Annotated in this window: 19 protein-coding genes and 1 tRNA gene; 9 read left to right on the top strand and 11 right to left on the bottom strand. The window is 68.8% G+C overall.

All coding sequences use genetic code 11. From position 1 onward, the window contains the following. The first annotated feature begins 93 nt into the window (after positions 1-93). On the top strand, positions 94-939 hold the full coding sequence (gene hisG, locus QRT08_RS16260) for an ATP phosphoribosyltransferase (protein ID WP_286047026.1): 846 nt from the start codon (positions 94-96) through the stop codon (positions 937-939). Here the strand turns inward: hisG and QRT08_RS16255 are convergent, their stop codons facing one another. The 3 genes from QRT08_RS16255 to QRT08_RS16245 are packed head-to-tail and all read right to left on the bottom strand — an operon-like array spanning position 940 to position 2,793. Then, complete coding sequence (locus QRT08_RS16255) at positions 940-1,887, bottom strand: CPBP family intramembrane glutamic endopeptidase (protein WP_286047025.1); 948 nt, start codon at positions 1,885-1,887, stop codon at positions 940-942. Then, entirely contained in the window at positions 1,884-2,231 is a 348-nt protein-coding gene (locus QRT08_RS16250) for a DUF7473 family protein (protein WP_286047024.1), read from the bottom strand. Before QRT08_RS16250 ends, QRT08_RS16255 begins: the two co-directional genes overlap by 4 nt. Before the next feature lie 4 nt (positions 2,232-2,235). Continuing rightward, positions 2,236-2,793 carry a TATA-box-binding protein gene (locus QRT08_RS16245; RefSeq protein WP_286047023.1) on the bottom strand — a complete coding sequence of 186 codons (558 nt, stop codon included), beginning with the start codon at positions 2,791-2,793 and terminating at the stop codon, positions 2,236-2,238. Positions 2,794-3,027: 234 nt separating this feature from the next. On the opposite strand from QRT08_RS16245, the gene QRT08_RS16240 reads away from it, so the two are divergent. The 3 genes from QRT08_RS16240 to QRT08_RS16230 are packed head-to-tail and all read left to right on the top strand — an operon-like array spanning position 3,028 to position 5,315. Continuing rightward, positions 3,028-3,162 carry a hypothetical protein gene (locus QRT08_RS16240; protein WP_286047022.1) on the top strand — a complete coding sequence of 45 codons (135 nt, stop codon included), beginning with the start codon at positions 3,028-3,030 and terminating at the stop codon, positions 3,160-3,162. After that, entirely contained in the window at positions 3,162-4,718 is a 1,557-nt protein-coding gene (locus tag QRT08_RS16235) for a sodium:solute symporter family protein (RefSeq protein WP_286047021.1), read from the top strand. The genes QRT08_RS16240 and QRT08_RS16235 overlap by 1 nt, the downstream gene beginning before the upstream one ends. 30 nt (positions 4,719-4,748) lie before the next feature. Beyond that, positions 4,749-5,315, top strand: coding sequence for a hypothetical protein (locus tag QRT08_RS16230; RefSeq protein WP_286047020.1), 567 nt, complete (start codon positions 4,749-4,751; stop codon positions 5,313-5,315). On the opposite strand, the gene QRT08_RS16225 is transcribed toward QRT08_RS16230, so the two are convergent. Then, entirely contained in the window at positions 5,312-6,085 is a 774-nt protein-coding gene (locus QRT08_RS16225) for an SDR family NAD(P)-dependent oxidoreductase (RefSeq protein ID WP_286047019.1), read from the bottom strand. The two genes, QRT08_RS16230 and QRT08_RS16225, sit on opposite strands and share 4 nt — an antisense overlap. A gap of 105 nt (positions 6,086-6,190) precedes the next feature. Here QRT08_RS16225 and hisD point away from each other — a divergent pair, with 105 nt between their 5' ends. Together hisD and QRT08_RS16215 are read left to right on the top strand one after the other, a co-directional pair. Continuing rightward, entirely contained in the window at positions 6,191-7,492 is a 1,302-nt protein-coding gene (gene hisD, locus QRT08_RS16220; protein ID WP_286047018.1) for a histidinol dehydrogenase, read from the top strand. A 115-nt stretch (positions 7,493-7,607) separates the two neighbouring features. Then, a complete protein-coding gene (locus QRT08_RS16215) occupies positions 7,608-8,627 on the top strand; it encodes a methyltransferase domain-containing protein (RefSeq protein WP_286047017.1) in 1,020 nt (339 codons plus the stop codon). Here the strand turns inward: QRT08_RS16215 and QRT08_RS16210 are convergent. From QRT08_RS16210 to QRT08_RS16180, 7 genes are all read right to left on the bottom strand, one after another. Continuing rightward, positions 8,624-9,061: an acyl-CoA thioesterase gene (locus tag QRT08_RS16210; RefSeq protein ID WP_286047016.1), complete on the bottom strand. Its 438-nt coding sequence runs from the start codon at positions 9,059-9,061 to the stop codon at positions 8,624-8,626. The genes QRT08_RS16215 and QRT08_RS16210 overlap by 4 nt on opposite strands. Positions 9,062-9,104: 43 nt before the next feature. After that, a complete protein-coding gene (locus QRT08_RS16205) occupies positions 9,105-10,460 on the bottom strand; it encodes a TIGR00366 family protein (RefSeq protein ID WP_286047015.1) in 1,356 nt (451 codons plus the stop codon). A gap of 12 nt (positions 10,461-10,472) precedes the next feature. Beyond that, positions 10,473-11,876 carry a short-chain fatty acid transporter gene (locus QRT08_RS16200; RefSeq protein WP_286047014.1) on the bottom strand — a complete coding sequence of 468 codons (1,404 nt, stop codon included), beginning with the start codon at positions 11,874-11,876 and terminating at the stop codon, positions 10,473-10,475. 267 nt (positions 11,877-12,143) lie between these two features. Beyond that, a complete protein-coding gene (locus QRT08_RS16195) occupies positions 12,144-13,148 on the bottom strand; it encodes an AAA family ATPase (protein ID WP_286047013.1) in 1,005 nt (334 codons plus the stop codon). Positions 13,149-13,223: 75 nt separating this feature from the next. Then, a complete protein-coding gene (locus tag QRT08_RS16190) occupies positions 13,224-13,406 on the bottom strand; it encodes a DUF7576 family protein (RefSeq protein WP_286047012.1) in 183 nt (60 codons plus the stop codon). Between the two features lie 22 nt (positions 13,407-13,428). Then, a complete protein-coding gene (locus tag QRT08_RS16185; RefSeq protein ID WP_286047011.1) occupies positions 13,429-14,232 on the bottom strand; it encodes a TrmB family transcriptional regulator in 804 nt (267 codons plus the stop codon). Between the two features lie 47 nt (positions 14,233-14,279). After that, the gene (locus tag QRT08_RS16180; RefSeq protein WP_286047010.1) at positions 14,280-15,881 is read right to left on the bottom strand and encodes a DUF255 domain-containing protein; all 1,602 of its coding nucleotides are present in this window, start codon (positions 15,879-15,881) and stop codon (positions 14,280-14,282) included. A gap of 134 nt (positions 15,882-16,015) precedes the next feature. Here QRT08_RS16180 and QRT08_RS16175 point away from each other — a divergent pair, with 134 nt between their 5' ends. From QRT08_RS16175 to QRT08_RS16165, 3 genes are all read left to right on the top strand, one after another. Further along, positions 16,016-16,240: a hypothetical protein gene (locus tag QRT08_RS16175; RefSeq protein ID WP_286047009.1), complete on the top strand. Its 225-nt coding sequence runs from the start codon at positions 16,016-16,018 to the stop codon at positions 16,238-16,240. A 65-nt stretch (positions 16,241-16,305) separates the two neighbouring features. Continuing rightward, positions 16,306-16,791: an FxsA family protein gene (locus tag QRT08_RS16170; RefSeq protein WP_286047008.1), complete on the top strand. Its 486-nt coding sequence runs from the start codon at positions 16,306-16,308 to the stop codon at positions 16,789-16,791. Positions 16,792-16,841: 50 nt separating this feature from the next. Beyond that, positions 16,842-16,915, top strand: a tRNA-Ile gene (locus QRT08_RS16165). Positions 16,916-17,304 lie beyond the last annotated feature (389 nt).

Genomic DNA, 17,304 nt, shown 5'->3' with positions numbered 1-17,304 from the left:
CCGTCCGAGCGCGCCGTTCCCGACCCGATCGTTCCGAGAGGGCCCGTCGAAGCGCATCGCAAGGCAGTTGCCGCCCCCGGACGAGATGGGGGTATGCAGATCGCCGTTCCGAACAAGGGCCGACTCCACGAGCCGACCGTCTCCCTGCTCGAACGCGCCGGGCTCCACGTCGAGAACGGCGCCGAGCGCAAACTCTACGCCGACACCGTCGACCCCGACGTGTCGCTTCTCTTCGCCCGCGCGGCGGACATCCCCGAGTACGTCGCCGACGGCGCGGCCGAGGTCGGGATCACGGGGCTCGATCAGGCCAGGGAGAGCGGTCACGACCTGCCGGACCTGCTCGACCTGGAGTTCGGGAAGTGTCGGCTCGTGCTCGCGGCGCCCGAGGAGAGCAATATCTCCTCGGTCGCGGACCTCCAGGGGAAGTCGGTGGCGACCGAGTTTCCCCGGATCACCCGGCGGTACTTCGCCGAGAAGGGCGTCGAGGTCTCGATCGTCGAGGTCACCGGCGCGACCGAACTCACCCCGCACGTCGAGATGGCCGACGCCATCGTCGACATCACCTCGACGGGGACGACCCTGCGGATGAACCGGCTGGGGATCGTCGACGAGGTCCTCGAGAGCTCCGTGCGCCTGTTCGCCCGCGAGGACGTCACGGACGACCCGAAGGTCGAACAGCTCCGCACCGCGCTCGAGTCCGTGCTGACGGCGAACGGCAAGCGGTATCTCATGCTCAACGCGCCCGAGGATCGGGTCGAGGAGATCCGCGAGGCGCTTCCCGGACTCGGCGGGCCGACGGTGATGGACATCGCGGGGGAGGGCATGGTCGCGGTCCACGTCGTCGTCGACGAGCGCGACGTCTTCGAGACGATCACCGAGATCAAGAAACTGGGTGCGAGCGGCATCCTCGTCACCGAGATCGAGCGGCTGGTCGAGTGATCAGCGCAGATCGGGAAGCGCGACGTCCTCCTCTACCCCGATCGCCCCGTAGCGCCACCGCACCCACGCGACGGTCGCCAGACAGCCGACGACCATCGCGCCGAACCCGAGCAACCCCGCTTCGGGCCCGAACGAGCCGCCGGTCGCGACCGCGGGGCCGCCCTGTTCGATCCCGACGAGGCTCGCGCCGAGGTCGAGGCCGCTGACGGGGAAGCCGTAGACGGTGCCCTGAAAGAGGTTCCAGGTGATGTGGAGGCCGATCGGGATCGCGAGGTCGCCCGTCAGCACGTAGCCCAGCGCGAGCATCACGCCCGCAAACGAGATCGAGAGCGTGCTCACGAGGGTGGCGTTGGGGTTGCTCGCGTGGAGCGCGCCGAAGACGAGCGACGAGGCGAGGATCGCGAAGGCGACCGCGCCCCCGATCCCGAGGAGGCCGCGGGCGCCCTCCGCGAGGTTCGTCAGCAGGTAGCCCCGGAGGAGCAACTCCTCGTAGACCCCGACGATCAGAAAGAGCAGCAGGCTCGCCACGAGCGCCGAGAGCAGCGCCTCGCCCGCGAACGCCCCCGTCACCTCGATCCAGCCCAGCGCGAGTTCGAGGAGGAAGATCCCCGTCATCAACAGCCCGCCGAGCGCCAGCCCGAACCCGAAGTCGATCCACCACGCCCGGTCGACCCCGAACCCGAAGTCGGCGAATCGCCGCCGATCGACGTACCGGCCGGCGAGCCAGACGCCGACGACGGCGGCGACCCCCCCGAGGCCGGTCGAGAGCAGCATGGCGCCGACGCCGGCGCCCGCGAGCAGCCCTACCTCCAGCAACGAGAGGACGAACAGCGGCGGGATCGTCAGCAGACCGGTCACGATGGCGAGGATCACGACGCCGGCGACGATCCGCACCGGCGTCCGTGGCCGCCCCTCCTTCGCGTTCCAGACCGTCGCTTTGAGGTTCATGTCGGGGCCGTCCCGAGCAGCGCCAGGAGGTTCTGCAGGGCGAACCCGAGCAGGAAGCTCACGGTGAAGTGGACCACGGTGATGAACCCCGAGCGACGATACGAAACGTCGTAGACCGACTGGACGACGATCACCTCGGCGGCGAGCGCGAGGGCCGCCGCCGGAACCGGCTGGCCCGCGAGCGTCAGCGCGACGACGATCGCGGCGGGGACGAAGCCCGCGAGCGCGTTCCTGATCGGCACGTCGCCCAGGACGTACCGGGCGGCGATGTGGAGCGTGAGACAGAAGCCGAGCCCGATCACCAGAAAACTCGCAGCGAGGGTGAGGAGGGCGTCGAGGACCATCCGGCTACTCGAGGAGGCCGAGTTCCTCTAGCCGGGAGACGATCTTGTCGACGGCGTGTTCGGCGTCGACGGGCTGTTTGCCGCCCGTGATGACGAGCTTGCCCGAGCCGAAGAGCAGGGCGACGACCTTCGGCTCGTCGAGGCGGTAGACCAGTCCGGGGAACTGCTCGGGTTCGTACTCGATGTTCTCGAGGCCCAGCCCGATCGCGATCGCGTTCAGGTTGAGGTTGCGCCCCAGGTCCGCGCTGGTGACGATGTTCTGGACGACGATCTCGGGGTCGTCCTGCACCTGGATCTCCAGATCACGGAGCTTGTCGAAGACGATCTGGAGGCTCTCGTGGACGTCGTCGGTGCTCTTTGCGCCCGTACAGACGATCTTGCCCGAGCGGAAGATGAGCGCCGCCGACTTGGGGTTCTGCGTGCGGTAGACGAGTCCGGGGAACTGCTCGGGGTCGTAGTCGGCCCCTTCGAGGTCCATCGCAACGCTCTGGAGGTCGAGTTCCTGTCCGATGCCCGTCGACGCGACGACGTTCTCGATGTTAATAGTCTCCTTTGGGTCCATCGTTCTCTTTATAAGATGTATTTAACCTTTATAAAGGTTGGTGGAGACCCGTCGCGGTCGCCGGCGTCCGACGAGGCTCGCGTGAACGCCCGAAGACCTCCCGGGTTCGGTCATGCGGGAACCACGCGGACGGCCCTCGTCCGAATCGAGTCCCCCGAGCCGAGAGCCCTACTGCGGCTATCGGTCGAGACATCCACCGTCTTTATTACCGACGTGGCTGTACACGCGCCATCGATGAACGTGCTAGAGGTACTCACGGTAACGACCGCCCTGTACTTCGCCTGCGTCGCCGTGTGGGTCCTGAAACTGGAGGACCTCCTGGAGGAACGCACGGACCGCCGATCGCGCCGGCGTCGGGGTGAGTCCTGATGGCGACCGAGGCGGTGATTACGTACGGGTGGGCGTTCCTCGTGCTGTACGTGGTGTTGATCCTCGGGCTCGGCTACTGGGGCTGGCAGCGAACCGATACCCAGGACGATTACGCGACCGCCCGCGGGGGGTTCGGCTTCCTCGCGCTGGCGTTCGCGTACGCGGCGACGGTCGCGAGCGGGTCGACGTTCATGGGGATCCCCGGGATGGCCTACGACATGGGGTTCAAAGCCGGCTACTACGCGCTGATCTACCCCATCGGAATCTACCTCGGGATGATGCTCGTCGCCCGGATCACCAAGAAGGTCGGCGACCGTTTCAACTCCCAGTCGATCCCCGACTTCCTCGGTGATCGGTACGGGAGTCCGCTGTTGCGGCTTCTCGCCGCGAGCATCGCGCTGTTCTTGCTGTTCTACGTCATGGCGCAGATCGTCGCCGCCGGCTGGATGTTCGACGCCATCCTCGGCCTGCCCTACGAGTTCGGCATCTGGTTCGCCGGCGGGCTCCTCCTCCTCTACCTGGTCGCCGGCGGGAGCCACGCCGACATCATCACCGACGCGGTCCAGGGCGCGATCATGGTCGCGATCACGGGGCTGATCGTCGTCATGTTCGCCACGGGCTGGGGGCTCGACGGCGGGGTCGGCGCAGTCAACGCCGCGCTCGACTCCGGCCAGCAGTGGGACAGCCACACCGATCCCGACAACCCCATCTTCGCCAGCTGGTGGGTGATCGTCCTGCTGTTCGTCGCCCACATCGGCTTCACCGCCCAGCCGCATCTCGGCAACAAGTTCTTCGCGATCAAGGGCACCCAGTACATCAAGAAGTTCATGGTGGTCGCCTCGATCGCCGGGATGGCGCTGCCGCTGATGTTCCTCGGCGGGGTGCTCGGGGCGGCACAGGGGATACGGATCGAGAACCCCGACGCGATCATCCCCGTGTTGTTCGTCGAGACGATGCCCGCGGTCGTCGCCGCGTTCCTCGGCGTCGCGATCCTGAGCGCGATCATCTCGACCGCCGACGGGCTCATCATCGCCGTCTCGCAGGTGTTCGCGAACGACCTGTACCGGAAGACGTACGTCCCCTGGAAGGGCGGCGATCCAAACAGCGCGGCGGTCGGGCAGAAGGCGCTGTGGATCTCGCGCGCGTCGACGGTCGTCGTGACCGTCGTCGCCGTCGCGGCCGTCACCGTGCCGCCGCAGTACCTCTCGGTGTTCATGTGGGTCGGGATCGGCGGCATCATCTCGGCGTACAGCGGCCCGTACTTCGTCGGCAGCTTCGAGGAGACGACCTCGAAGCGGGCCGCGATCGCCGGGTTCGCCCTCGGGTTCGCGGTCTACTTCGCGATCCACCTCGGTCCGCAGGCCGGGCTCTACGCCGGGTGGTATCCGTACAACGAGAACCCGTTCGCCGCGACCGGGATTGGCTTCATCGCGAGCTGTCTCGGGACGTTCCTCGCGAACCGGTTCACCGAGCCGTTGCCGACCTCGCACGTGAACGAGGTGTTCGGCGGCCGGGAAGCCAGTACCGACGGCGGGGCTTCGGACCGGACCGAATAGCTGATACGGCTCGTCCCGTGTGTTTCCCCGATGGAGATCAGGGCGTTCGCCCCGCAACTCGAGGAGGCCGCCGCCGTCGATCGAACCGACAGGCTGACGGTCCGGACGTACCTCTCCGCGACGATCCGCGAACTGATCGGCCGCGGGTACGAGCCCGAAACCGTCACGACGGTGTACTATCCGGATTATTTGGCGTACACGACGGTCGAACTCGATCGGCTCGTCCGCGGCGAGCGGACGGTCAGGTTCCTCGTCGGTATCGACGGGATCACCGGCCGCGTCGGCGAGGTGGACGTGGACCCGCCCGACCGGGTGACGGTCGACGTCTCGCCCGCGTCCGTCCTCCCGGCGGCGGTCTCCGAAGACGGGGCGACCGACCGGTGGCGCGACTGGATCTTCCCCTATCTCGACCGGACCTACCGCCCGGTCAGGCGCCCGGAGTCCACGATCGACCGGCTCGAACTCGTCTACACGCCGTTCTACGTCGTCGATTACGGCGACGCGGGCGAGCGCTACGCCGTCAGCGCCCTCACCAGGCAGGTCGAACTGCTCGAGGACATCGAACCCCTCGAAGCCCGATACGACTCGCTCGGCTAGTACCAGACGGTCCCGGCGTCGACGTTCACGTCCTGGGCGGTGATGTGGCGGGCGTCGGGCCCGAGGAGGAACGACACCAGCGCGGCGACGTCCTCGGGCCCGACCAGCTCGCCCAGCGCGGCGTCGTCGGTGAAGGTCGCCCGTTTCGCCTCCTCGTAGCTCACGCCGCGCCTCTCGGCCTGGCGCTCGATCACGCGCTCGATGCGCGGGCCCCGCGTCGCGCCCGGACAGACCGCGTTGACCGTCACGCCGTCCTCGCCCAGTTCGAACGCGAGCGTCCTGGTGAGACCGATCACCGCCGTCTTCGAGGCCGTATACGGGGCCCTCCCCTCGAGGGGGCGCTTCCCGCTGATCGAGGCGACATTGACGATGCTCGCCCGGTCGCTCTCCCGGAGCGCGGGCACGGCGTGTTTCGCCAGCAGGAACTGTCCGGTGACGTTGACCGCCATCGTCCGGTCCCACTCCTCGCGCGAGACCTCCTCGACCGGCGCGGTCGGGCCGGCGATCCCGGCGTTGTTCACGAGCGCGTCGATACCGCCGAAGGTCGATTGCGCCTCGTCGACGGTCGCCCTGACCGATCGCTCGTCGGTCACGTCGGTCTCGACCGGCAGGGCGCGCTCGCCCGCGCCGGAGTCCTCGGCGGTTTCGTAGATCCCGTCGCTCCGGGCCGCGAGCACGACGTTCGCCCCCTCGTCGAGGAGCCGCAACCCGATCTCGCGGCCGATCCCGCCGCTCGCGCCCGTCACGATGACGGTCCGATCCGTGTGCATGCTTCCCGTACCGTCCCGGACGCCTAACCGTTATCGACGGGGACGAAGGCTACGGTGGCCGCAGTCACAGCCTTAAAGCGGATCCCTCACGATTCTCCCCCGAGCATGTGCGCCAACGTCGAGTATCTCAAACGGACCGAGAGCGCGTCGATCTCGATCGATCGGGAGGTCACCGAATCGGTACAGGACATCCTCGGGGAGGTACGGGAGCGGGGCGACGAGGCGGTCGCCGCGTTCACCGAGGAGTTCGACGGCGTCGAACGCGAGCGCTTTCGCGTGGACGACGACGAGATCGAGGCCGCACGCGAGGAGCTCTCGTCGGCCGACCGCGAGGCCATCGACAACACCGTCGCGAACGTCCGGGAGTTCCACGAGGAACAGCGCGAGCACATCGAGGGCTTCGAACGCGAGTTCGAGGAGGGGGTTCGACTGGGCCAGCGGATCGTTCCCGTCGAGTCCGCGGGCACGTACGTCCCCGGCGGCCGCCACCCGCTCGTGGCCGCGCCCGCGATGTCGATCGTCCCCGCGAAGGTCGCGGGCGTCGAGCGCGTGGTCACCTGCGCGCCGCCCCAGGAGAACGGCACGATCCAGCCCGCCCAGCTGTACGCGATGGATCGGGCCGGCGCCGACGAGATCTACTGCATCGGCGGCGCGCAGGCGATCGGCGCGATGGCCTACGGCACCGACTCCGTGCCGGGGGTCGCGAAGGTCACCGGCCCGGGCAACGTCTTCGTCACCGAGGCCAAACGCCAGGTGTTCGGCCACGTCGGCATCGACTTCCTCGCCGGGCCGTCGGAGGTGCTGGTCCTCGCCGACTCGAGCGCCGACCCCGACCTCGTCGCGACCGACCTGCTCGCACAGGCCGAACACGACCCCAACTCTCGTCCGATCCTCGTCTCCACGGATCGAGCGGTCGCGGAGGCGGCCGTCGAGGCCTTCCACGACGGCCTCTCGGAGATCCGGACCGCGGACGTCGCCGGGGAGTGCTGGGAGAACAACGGCGAGGTCGTCGTCGCCGAGACGATGGACGACGCCGTCGAGGTCGTCAACGACTACGCGATCGAGCACCTCCAGGTGATGATCGACGAGCCGCGCTCGATCGTCGAGGACCTCACCAACTACGGCTCGCTCTTCCTGGGCGAGCACTCGCCGGTCGTCTTCGGCGACAAGGCGGTGGGAACGAACCACTCGCTGCCGACCCTCGAGGTCGCGCGCTACAGCGGCGGCATCTGGGTCGGCACCTACACGAAGACGCTCACCCACCAGGAGGCGACCGCGGAGGGCGCCGCCCGGATCGCGCCGTGGGCCGCGAAGATCTGCGAGCTCGAGGGCACCCACGCCCACCAGCTCTCGGCCGAGGCACGTCTGCGCGACGACATCAGCCCCGATTACGGTCCCGGCGCCTGATCCGGTTCGCCTGCGGCTTAGTCCACCGGTCCGGGCCGATCGAGACGTCCCGCCCGTTCTCGACAGCCATCGCGTGACCGGCACGCTGATTACGCTATCCGAGCGAGAACGGGGCGTGTACCTGCTGGAACTCGCCGGCGAGGACGACGCGTTCGCCCGGTGTGAGGCGCGTTCCGCCGCCAGCGCCGTCTCCCCGCTCGCGCCCGGGCTGGCGACCGCCCGCGGGATCGACGCTCGAAGCGTTCGAGGACTCGCCTACACGCACCGCGCGAGCGAACTGCTCGGGACCACCAGCGGGGAGATCGACTCGGCGCGCCTCCTGCTCGAACTCGCGGGGATCGACCGCGAGGGATCGGTCAGGGTTCGCGCCCGCCGGGTGCGGGACACGGCGGTCGACACCCAGCGCGCCGAGCGCGAACTGGGCTCCGTGCTGGTCGATCGTGGGTTCTCGGTCGATCTGGAGGATCCGGATCACGAGCTCCGGGCCGTTTTCTCCGCCGACGGCGCGGAACCCCGTTCCGCGGAACGGTCGAGCGGTGTCCGATCCGGGACACCGGGAGACGGGATCTGCGCGCTGGGCTGGCTCGCCGCCGAGAGCCGACGCGACTTCGGCGAGCGGATGCCGACCGACAAGCCGTTCTTCCAGCCCGGCAGCATGGACCCCCTCCTCGCTCGGGCGATCGCGAACGTCGTCGGCGCGGGCCCCGATGCGACGGTCCTCGACCCGATGTGTGGCACCGGGGGCGTGCTCGTCGAGGCCGGACTGGTCGGCGCACGGGTGATCGGGGCCGACGCCCAGGGGAAGATGGTGCGGGGCGCGCGCGAGAACCTCGCCCACTACGGCGTCGGGTTCGACCTATTTCGCGGCGACGCCACCCGGATCCCACTTCGCGACGGGTCGGTCGACGGGGTGGTGTTCGACGCCCCCTACGGCCGCCAGTCGAAGGTCGAGGGCGATCTCGCGGCGCTCGTCGAAGGAGCGCTCGCCGAGGCTCGCCGCCTCGCGCCCCGCGCCGTCGTGGTCGCGGATCGTTCCTGGGCCGGGGCCGCCGAGAGCGCGGGCTGGACCGTCGAGGAGCGCTTCGAGCGTCGCGTCCATCGGTCGCTGACGCGCTACGTTCTGGTGCTGGGTTAGTGCTCGGCGTCGCGTGCAACGTCCCGGAGATCGCGCTCCTCGTCGGTTTCGACCGTCACGTCGGGAACCGCGACGGGCGAGCCGTCCGCGTCGATCGCGATGAACGTGAAGGACGCCTCCGTCGTGAGCGCCGCCTCGCCGGTCCGGGGGTTCTCGCGCCACGCACGGATCCGGACCCGCACGCTCGTCCGTCCAGCGTCGTAGGCGTAGGCCTCGATCCGCGCGGTCTCGCCGATCGGTATCGGCTGTTGGAAGTCGAGTTCGGTCACGCCCGCGGTCACGCAGGACTCGCCGGCGAAGCGCATGGCGGCCATCGCGCCGACCTCGTCCATCCACTTCATCAGGGTGCCGCCGTGGAGCGACTCGTAGTTGTTCGCGTGGTTGGGCTGGACCCGGTAGCGGTTCTCGATCCGCGTCTCCGAGAGCGTCGTCATGCCCGTGGTTGGCCGCCGACCGTGATTAGGCTACGGGCCCGGTTCAGAGGACGAGCAGGGACGCGCCCACGACGACGACGACGTAGACGGAGACGACGGCCGCGTACCGGGCGAACTCGCGCCAGTCGAACCCGCGGATCGAGAGGATCCCGCAGAAGAGAAAGCCGAGCCAGAGGTTCGAGAGCCCCGCACCGTACATCACGGCGGTGATCGAGGCGACGAGGTCCGACCCCGCGGCGACCAGCGCCGGACCCACCAGGACCCAGACGGACGCGGGGTCCGGGACCAGGAGGCCGACTCCGAGCGCCGCGAGGAACGCCCCGAGAGCGCCCCCGAGAGCGTCGCCGATCGCCCCGTAGAGGCCCGCCGCAGAGAGGAGCGCGAAGACGACCGCGTAGAGCATGAACGGGATCGCGACGTGGTTCGCCCACCGGGTCGCACGGGTGGTCTTGCTCCTGAACGCCATCGGGCGGACGTGGACGAGCAGGCCGAGTATCATCAGGGTGAACAGCAGCCACAACAGCGTCAGCGCCCCGCCGGCCGCGAAGTACAGCCCGGCCGAACCGAGGCCGATGGCCACCGCCACCAGCGAGACGAGCCGCGACTGTTCGAGCAGGTCGGCCGGCGTGTACTCCCCCTTCGAGGGGAGGGAGTAGTGGTCGAACGTCTCGGCGATGGTGCCCTCGAGTATCGACTCGCCCTCGATCTCCGCCCGGTTCGCCTCCGCGCCGGGGGCGAGGGCGACCAGCACCAGCGGCAGCGTCACGACCAGGACGACGCTGGGGACGAGGTTCGCCGGCGCGAGGAGGAACTCGCTCACGGCGAGGGTCGCCGACCCGTCGAGAAAGCCGGTCATCTCGGCGACCCTCGTATCGGCCATCAGCAACGCGCCCGGGCTGGAGGGGCCCTGGTTCGCGAGCACGAGCGAGAGCAGGCCGGCGGTCAGTACGGCGGGGTAGTGGACCGCGACGCCCTCCTCGCGGGCACGCCGACAGAGCCGCCGCCCGACGAACACGCCCCCGAGGAGGCCGAGCGCCCAGTTGACCCAGCCGAACGCCAGCGCGAGCAGGCCCGTCGAGTAGACGATCGCGGGCTGGCTCGTCGGGATCGCGCGCGCGATCCGGTCGAACAGCGCGCCGACGGGCCGCGCCCCGACGACGGTCGCCGAGAGGACCCAGTAGAGGATCAGCGCCATCTGGAGGACGAACAGGTCGTAAAAGCCCGTCGCGAACAGCTCCAGCTGTTCGAGGGGGGCCAGATACGGGATCGTGACGAGAAGCGCCGCGAGCGCCAGCAGCACCGACAGCGCGAGCGACTCCGGGAAGAACCGCCCGAAGAAGGGCACGAACTCCCGGTCGGTTCCCGACGAGGCCGTTTCGGTCTCGGTGTGTGTTGCCATCCATCGATCACCTCAGAGTATCCCGTAGCCCATCAGCAGCGTGCCCACCCCGAAGACGGCCCCGCTGAAGACGAACAGGACGGCCACGTAGCCCATCATGTCCCTGATGGAGAGCCCGGCGATCCCCAGGACGGGGATCGCCCAGAACGGCTGGATCATGTTGGTCCACTGATCGCCCATCGCGAAGGCAACCATCATCGTCTCGACGTCGGTTCCGGGGATGTTCCGGGTCGCCGCGGCCAGCAGTTCGCCGGTGACGGTCCACTGCCCGCCGCCCGAGGGGACGAAGAAGTTGACGACGCCCGCCGAGACGAACACCAGCAGGTACCACGTCGTCTCGGTGGCGTACTCGGCGGCGGTCGACGCGATCAGTTCCGCCAGTCCGGAGGCGGCCATGATCCCCATGATCCCGCCGTAGAACTGGAACTGGATGATCACCTGGCTCGCCCCCTCGATGGCCTCGCGGAACACCTCGAAGAAGCTCCGAAAGGAGGCGTGAAAGACGAAGCCGAGCCCGAGCATCCCGGAGATGAAGAGGTTGATGTCCAGCGCCTCGGTGAACGGCGAGGTGGCGAACACGTAGCCGAGGTAGACCCAGATGAGCACGCCCGTGCCGATACACAGCGCGTTGCTGTCGACGACGACCCGCTTCAGCGCCGCGTCCTCGGCGGCCGGCCGGCCGCCGTCGGCCATCACGTCCGAGCCGGCCTTGCGGAGTTTCTCCTCGGGGATCGTGACCCGATCCTCCTCGGGGGCCATGAGCGGCATGAGCACGAGCGTCAACACGACGACCGCACCGACGGTGGCGAGGTTCGCGAGCGTGAACATGGTCTCCGAGACCGGCACCACCCCGATCGTGCCCTCGAGGAAGTGCCCCGGCGTCGCGCTCAGCAGGTAGGACGCGCCCGAGAGCCCCTGGTGCCACGGCAGCAACCCGGCGTAGGCGGTCGCCACGAGCAGCGGGTAGTGGACCCCGATCCCCTTTCGGTCCATCGCGATCCCGACCTCGCGGGCGAAGATCGCCCCGGCGATGAGGACGACCCCCCAGTGGAACAGCCCCACCAGTTGGCCGACGACCGCCGTCGCGAGGATCGCCTGCCGCTGTGAACTCGGGACCCTCGCGAGCCGTCGCAACACCCGCTTGACCGGCGGCGAGTCGGCGAGCGCCCAGCCGGTCAACAGCGCGAGCGAGGCCTGCATCGAGAACTGGATGACGTACCAGAACCCCTCGCCCCACTGGGCCGTGACCGCCGCGGGGCCCGAGGGCGTGAGCGCGACGGCCAGCGCCATCGTCGCGAACGTCAGGAGCAGCGCGAAGATGAACGCGTCGGGGAGATACCGTTGGACGAGTCGGCTCGCGCCCGCGCCCAGCGCGGTGAAGAAGTCGCTGATCGGTCGGGGGATCCGCACGCTCATCGCGCGGTTCCCCGGCCGGCGTAACAGCCACTACCGTATATCGGCCATCCTCCTTCAGTGACAACCATACACACCCCTATTGTCCGGACACCGATAGTTAAAGGCCCTGCTTGCACCCGATCCCGACCGCTTCGGCCCGCGTGGCGGGGTTCGGCGCTCGTACCGTCGGTCAAACACACGGACCAAGCCGGTGGGGACGACGGGCAGGGAACGCGCTCGTGCCCTTCAAATCGACCGTCGCCGTCGACGGTCCCGTGACCGACGGTATCAGTCGGCGCCCAGCTCGGCGAGCAACTGCCCGATCTGGATCCGGTCGCTCGTGCCCTCGGTCAGGTCCATGTCGATCTCGCCGGCCCGCCGGTGGAGGGCGGCCAGATCCGCACCGTCGTAGCGCGATCGGGAGACGGCGAGGACGTCCTCCAGCACCTCGCCGCCGTCGTAGCCCTCGTCGATCAGCAGTTCGTCGAGCAGTTTGCGGGCGTCGGTGAACTTCCCGTTCTCGGCGTTGACGAGCATGTCGCTGACCCGGTCGTCGATTCCGACGCCGCCCAGCGCCTCGTAGGCCGCCTCCATCGTGATCTCGCCGTCGGCCTCGGCGGTCGTCTGCGCGCCGAGGATCGCCTTCCGGAGGTCGCCCTCGGCGTAGCCCGCGACGTACTCCAGTCCCTCGCGGTCGTACTCGACCCCCTCGCGCTCGGCGATCCGTTCGAGCACCTCGACGATCTCGGCGGTCGTCGGCGCGCGCACGGCCACCGGGAAACACCGCGAGACGATGGGCGCGATCAGCGCCGCGGGCTGGCGCGTCGTGATGACGAACTGGGCGGCCTCGTGGTGGCGCTCCATCACCCTCCTGAGGGCTTGCTGGAAGTCCTCGCGGATCGCCTCGGCATTATCCAGTAGAATGGTCTTGTAGTCGCCCGAGACGGGCGGGTAGCTCGCCGACTCCTTCAGGACGTGGTTGATCAGGCCCGCCTTCGAGGTCTCGCGCCGTCGTTTCGGCGTGATGAACGGGGCGAATCGGGGGTCCTCGCTGATCTCCTTTTTGGTCATGCCGAAGAAGTCCGCGACGTTGATCTCGACGAGGTCGTTCTCCGAGTCGTGGGCCTCGTGGGCGAGCGCGCGGACGGCGGCGGTCTTGCCGGCCCCCTTCGGGCCGTAGAGGACGAGGTTGATCGGCTCCTCGGTCGCCCGCGTGAGGTACTCCCTGACCCCCTCCTGTGGGAGCTCCGCGAGCGTCGGGGCGTGCGTCTCGGTCCACAGCGGCGCGTCCATCACCGGCCCTTCTCGTGGCGCGGATACAAAGGCGTCGCTATGCGTTTGGTGGAGCGCGACCGGCGGCCGCGGGTATCACGCGCTCGCGCGCCACGCCTCGAGACACTCCTCGTCGCAGAAGTGAAGCGACGACTCGTAGCCCGGTTCGTCCTCGATGGTCGTCCACTCCATCGGGTCGAGGACGTCGCCACAGTGCTCGCAGACCTCCCGCGTGGTCTCGTTGCTCGGGTTCGGCGTCGTGTCGCTGGGCTCCTCCATATCCCTAGTTGGAGAGCGCCGCTCAAAACGACAGGGGATCGGCCTCCTCCCAGCGCGGGGCGAACTCCTCGTGGATCTCGGCGGCGAAGGCGGGGTCCTTCAGGTCGATCACGGCGAAGACCTCGCCCGGCCGGAGGGGGTTCGACACCTGCAGAACGACCTCCGTGCCGTCGACGAGGTTGAACGTCCCGTCGAGGTTCTCCGTGGTGCGCACCGAGAAGGCGGGGTGATCCGAGAGCCGCGACCGGTAGCGCTCGCCGACGCTCCCGGGGAGGCTCTCGACGACCTCGGGGGTCATCAGCACGGAGACGTCGACGCCCCGCTCGACGGCGGCCTCCAGGCGCTCCGTGACGACGTCGCCGATCGCCCCGAGGTCGAACTGCGGCGAGCGGTCGGCGACGACCATGACGACGGTCTCGTCGGCCGCGGCGAGGCGCTCTAAGAGCAGGTCGAGCGTCTCGTTCTCGCCGACGGCGGCCGTCCAGAACTGCTCCTCGACCGGCTCGGCGGACTCGAGTTCGTCGCTCAGCACGTCAACGAGCTCCTCGTACCGCTCGAGGGTCTCCTCGGCCTCGCGGCGCTTGTCCTCCAAGAGGCGTTCGAGGGCGGTGTCGGGTTCGACGGCGACGTACTTCTTGGGTCGGCTCGCCGTCTGGCTCCGCACGAGGTCGTGTCCCTCGATGCTGTTCAACACGTCGTAGATCCGCCCCATCGGGACGTCGCTCGCCCGCGACAACTCCTTCGCGGTTGTCGGACCCGTGCGCAACAGCGCCCGATAGACGCGGGTTTCGTACTCCGAGAGGCCGAGATCCCTGAGGCTGGCCATGCTCCGTTCTACGATTCGAAGGGTATAAACACACCGGCCGTTGTCGCTCAGGGACCGCTCGCGAAGAGCGCGCTCACCGCCCGTTCGAGGGCGGCGGGGGTCGCCACCGGATCGGCCGTCCGTTCGCCGACGCTCGCGAGCGCCCCTTCGCAGTTCGCCCCGGGGACGACCACCGCTTCGTGGTCGGCGATCCGCAGGGCGGCGCGGTGGAGGTCCGACCCGGCGGGCGCTCCGACCCGGATCACGAGCGGCTCGTCGACCAGCCGCGAGGCCGCCGTCGCGTAGCCCGCGAGTTCGGGTCCCATCCGGTCGCTCGCGCCCGCGAACGCCGCGAGCGCCTCACGGGCGGCCGTCCGGTAGCGCTCCTCGCCCGTGATGAGCGCCAGATCACACAGGCCGTCGGCGAGTTCGGCGGTCGCATCCAGCGGGTACAGCGGGTACGCGAGCAGGCCCGCGCCCTCGCTTCGCCCGTCCCGGAACCGGCCGTCCGCCACCTGAAGCGTCTCGATGGTGTGATCCGCGACCGCTCGTGCGGTCGCGAGCGCCTCCTCGCTCCCGAGGACCTCCCGGCTCGTCGAGAGCGCCCGGAGGACGCGCGCCTGATCGCTCAACAGGTCGCGCTCGCCGCCGGCACAGTGGGCGACGCTCCCGCCGTCGATCAGGTCGTCAAGGGCGTCGAGGGCGCGTTCGGCGAACCGCCTCGCCCCCTCGTCGTCGGTGTAGGCGTGGTACGTGAGCAGCGCGTCGATCGCCAGCGCGTTCGACCCGGCGTAGACGGTCGTGTCGACCGGCGGGTCGGTGCGCTCCTCGGGCGCGCCGTAGGAGCCGTCGGGTCCGGGTGCCTGGCTCGCGGCGAACGCCTCGCCGGTCCACAGCGTCGTCGTCAGGTACTCGACCGTCCGCGAGGCGGTCTCCCTGTCGGCCTCCTCGCCGGTCGCGAGATAGGCGTTGGCAAAGGCTCTGAGGAGGGCGGCGTTCTCGTCCGCGAGCTTCTCGTGGGAGATGTCGCTCCAGTCGCGGTTTCCGGCGTACCTGAAGAAGCCGCCCTCGTAGTCGTCGTGGAGGTGCGTGCGGACCGCTTCGAGGGTCCGGCGGGCGGCCTCGCGGTCGCGTTTCAGCGCGAACTCGATCGTCCGGGGGAGGGGGAACTTGGGGGCGTCGCCCCAGCCGCCGTACTCGGCGTCGAAGGCGGCGTCGAGCTGACCCGCCATCCGGCTCTCGACCCGCTCGTCCAGGTCGCCGGCCGGCGGGTCGTCCTCCCGGAGCGCCCGTGGAACGCGTCCGGGATCCGAGCGCTCGCTCCAGACCTCCCGAACGCGTTCGAGGACGCCCCGCAGGCCCTCGACACCCAGTTGGGTCGCGCCGGTGAGGATCTTCCCGTCGGGGGTGCAGAACACCGTCGAGGGGAACCCCCCCATGTTGTACCGGTCGCGCACGCGAGGACGGCGGTCGGCGTCGACCTTGACGGGGACGAACTCCGAGAGGTTGGCGCGGATCTGGGGGTTCGAGAGGGTCGTCGCCTCCATCCGTGCACACTCCTCGCACCACGTCGCCGAGAGGAAGAGCACGATCGGGTCCCCGCGCTCGCGGGCGAGTCCGAGCCCCTCCTCCCACGAACGCCAGTCGATCGCGGCCTCCGAGTCGTCCATGCCCGCGGTAGGACCGGCACGCGTTAAGGCCCTCCGATCGGAGCGGTGCTCCTCGCCCTCGAAGCGGTACGCGCGCTCGAACTGATCGGTGTATTGATATACGTGGCTGTAGTGCAAGCAAGTGCAGGGGATATATGTACATCCACAACGTCACTCGGCGAAACGGGTCGCTCTCGTCGGTCACCGTTGCGGACCCCGACGGCCGCACGGCGTCGTTCGCCGTCGAGGGCGGCGAGAGCGGTGTCGTCCTCGCACACACGCCCCAGATCTCCGACTCGTGGCGGCGCGAGGCGTGGGCGTACGCGAACGTCATGCTGGCGACGGAACTCGATACGACCCCGTGTGCGGCCAGCGCCTGATCGGCCGTGGACCTGTCTCCCGCGCAATGTAAAGCGTTTTGAGCGCGCGTCCGGTAGGGACGGGTATGTGGAAGCGCCTGCTGGCGGCGTTGCTGATCGTCCCCCTCGTCGACGCGATCTTCCTGATCGTGGTCGCCGACTGGCTGTCGTGGCCGGTAACGGTGCTGCTGGTCGTGCTGACGGCGCTTCTGGGGACGCTGTTCGTCCGCGCGGAGGGCCGACACACGATCCGGCGCTTCCAGCGGGCGCTCGCCGAGGGCCGGCCCCCGACCGACGAACTGCTCGACGGGGGCTTTCTGATCGCCGCGGGCGCGCTGTTGCTCACCCCCGGGCTGGTGACCGACGCGATCGGCTTCCTGTTCGTCCTGCCGCCGAGTCGCTACGCCCTGCGGGGGCTGTTGAAGCGGTTCGTGATCACGCCCTACGTCGAGAAGAAAACGGATGGGTTCGTCAGCGGGAACGTCTACACCTACGGGTTTCCCGACGGCGACGACGACACCGTCGACATCGGCTCGGAGAGCTACGATGTCCGCGACGGCGAGGGGTCGTAGGCGAAAGAGAAACCCTTAAACAGCACACCGGAATACGTGTAGGTGCGTTCGGGCCGATAGCTCAGTCAGGTTGAGCGCTCGGCTGATAACCGGGAGGTCCGCGGTTCAAATCCGTGTCGGCCCACTGTCCCTGTCACTCGACAGGGCGGTTACGCCGCACGGATTTGAATCAGGGAGCAGTTCGTCTGCGACCGTGGTTCAAATCCGTGTCGGCCCATCCCGATCCCTACCGGCTTTCAGCCGGGAGGAATCCGGGACCTCACCTCCCCAGCCACCCAATCCTCGCGGTTTCAGAAGATCGCCAGATGCGTCCATCTAGATGACGTCCGCTCTCCGCGCTCTCGGTCGTGGAACCGGTGCGTGTCACCGGACGAAAAGCGAGAGAAACCACCGCCGGAGCGTGTGCCCGGTCGTAGGTGCCTCTGAGTCTCCGGCACTTGCCCTTGACGCCCCCACCGTATAGCTATTGTCGTGGCGTTCTATTGACTGGTGGGTTGAAAATAATGTATATCT

It is taken from the genome of Halalkalicoccus sp. NIPERK01, from assembly GCF_030287405.1.
Taxonomy (GTDB): domain Archaea; phylum Halobacteriota; class Halobacteria; order Halobacteriales; family Halalkalicoccaceae; genus Halalkalicoccus.
This window is presented reverse-complemented; position numbering and strand designations above follow the sequence as displayed.

What these genes read in the sequence shown, in the direction of transcription:
- hisG (WP_286047026.1), top strand. Translation starts at nt 94, where the DNA reads ATGCAGATCGCCGTTCCGAACAAGGGCCGACTCCACGAGCCGACCGTC.
- QRT08_RS16255 (WP_286047025.1), bottom strand. Translation starts at nt 1,887, where the DNA reads ATGAACCTCAAAGCGACGGTCTGGAACGCGAAGGAGGGGCGGCCACGG.
- QRT08_RS16250 (WP_286047024.1), bottom strand. Translation starts at nt 2,231, where the DNA reads ATGGTCCTCGACGCCCTCCTCACCCTCGCTGCGAGTTTTCTGGTGATC.
- QRT08_RS16245 (WP_286047023.1), bottom strand. Translation starts at nt 2,793, where the DNA reads ATGGACCCAAAGGAGACTATTAACATCGAGAACGTCGTCGCGTCGACG.
- QRT08_RS16240 (WP_286047022.1), top strand. Translation starts at nt 3,028, where the DNA reads ATGAACGTGCTAGAGGTACTCACGGTAACGACCGCCCTGTACTTCGCC.
- QRT08_RS16235 (WP_286047021.1), top strand. Translation starts at nt 3,162, where the DNA reads ATGGCGACCGAGGCGGTGATTACGTACGGGTGGGCGTTCCTCGTGCTG.
- QRT08_RS16230 (WP_286047020.1), top strand. Translation starts at nt 4,749, where the DNA reads ATGGAGATCAGGGCGTTCGCCCCGCAACTCGAGGAGGCCGCCGCCGTC.
- QRT08_RS16225 (WP_286047019.1), bottom strand. Translation starts at nt 6,085, where the DNA reads ATGCACACGGATCGGACCGTCATCGTGACGGGCGCGAGCGGCGGGATC.
- hisD (WP_286047018.1), top strand. Translation starts at nt 6,191, where the DNA reads ATGTGCGCCAACGTCGAGTATCTCAAACGGACCGAGAGCGCGTCGATC.
- QRT08_RS16210 (WP_286047016.1), bottom strand. Translation starts at nt 9,061, where the DNA reads ATGACGACGCTCTCGGAGACGCGGATCGAGAACCGCTACCGGGTCCAG.
- QRT08_RS16205 (WP_286047015.1), bottom strand. Translation starts at nt 10,460, where the DNA reads ATGGCAACACACACCGAGACCGAAACGGCCTCGTCGGGAACCGACCGG.
- QRT08_RS16200 (WP_286047014.1), bottom strand. Translation starts at nt 11,876, where the DNA reads ATGAGCGTGCGGATCCCCCGACCGATCAGCGACTTCTTCACCGCGCTG.
- QRT08_RS16195 (WP_286047013.1), bottom strand. Translation starts at nt 13,148, where the DNA reads ATGGACGCGCCGCTGTGGACCGAGACGCACGCCCCGACGCTCGCGGAG.
- QRT08_RS16190 (WP_286047012.1), bottom strand. Translation starts at nt 13,406, where the DNA reads ATGGAGGAGCCCAGCGACACGACGCCGAACCCGAGCAACGAGACCACG.
- QRT08_RS16185 (WP_286047011.1), bottom strand. Translation starts at nt 14,232, where the DNA reads ATGGCCAGCCTCAGGGATCTCGGCCTCTCGGAGTACGAAACCCGCGTC.
- QRT08_RS16180 (WP_286047010.1), bottom strand. Translation starts at nt 15,881, where the DNA reads ATGGACGACTCGGAGGCCGCGATCGACTGGCGTTCGTGGGAGGAGGGG.
- QRT08_RS16175 (WP_286047009.1), top strand. Translation starts at nt 16,016, where the DNA reads ATGTACATCCACAACGTCACTCGGCGAAACGGGTCGCTCTCGTCGGTC.
- QRT08_RS16170 (WP_286047008.1), top strand. Translation starts at nt 16,306, where the DNA reads ATGTGGAAGCGCCTGCTGGCGGCGTTGCTGATCGTCCCCCTCGTCGAC.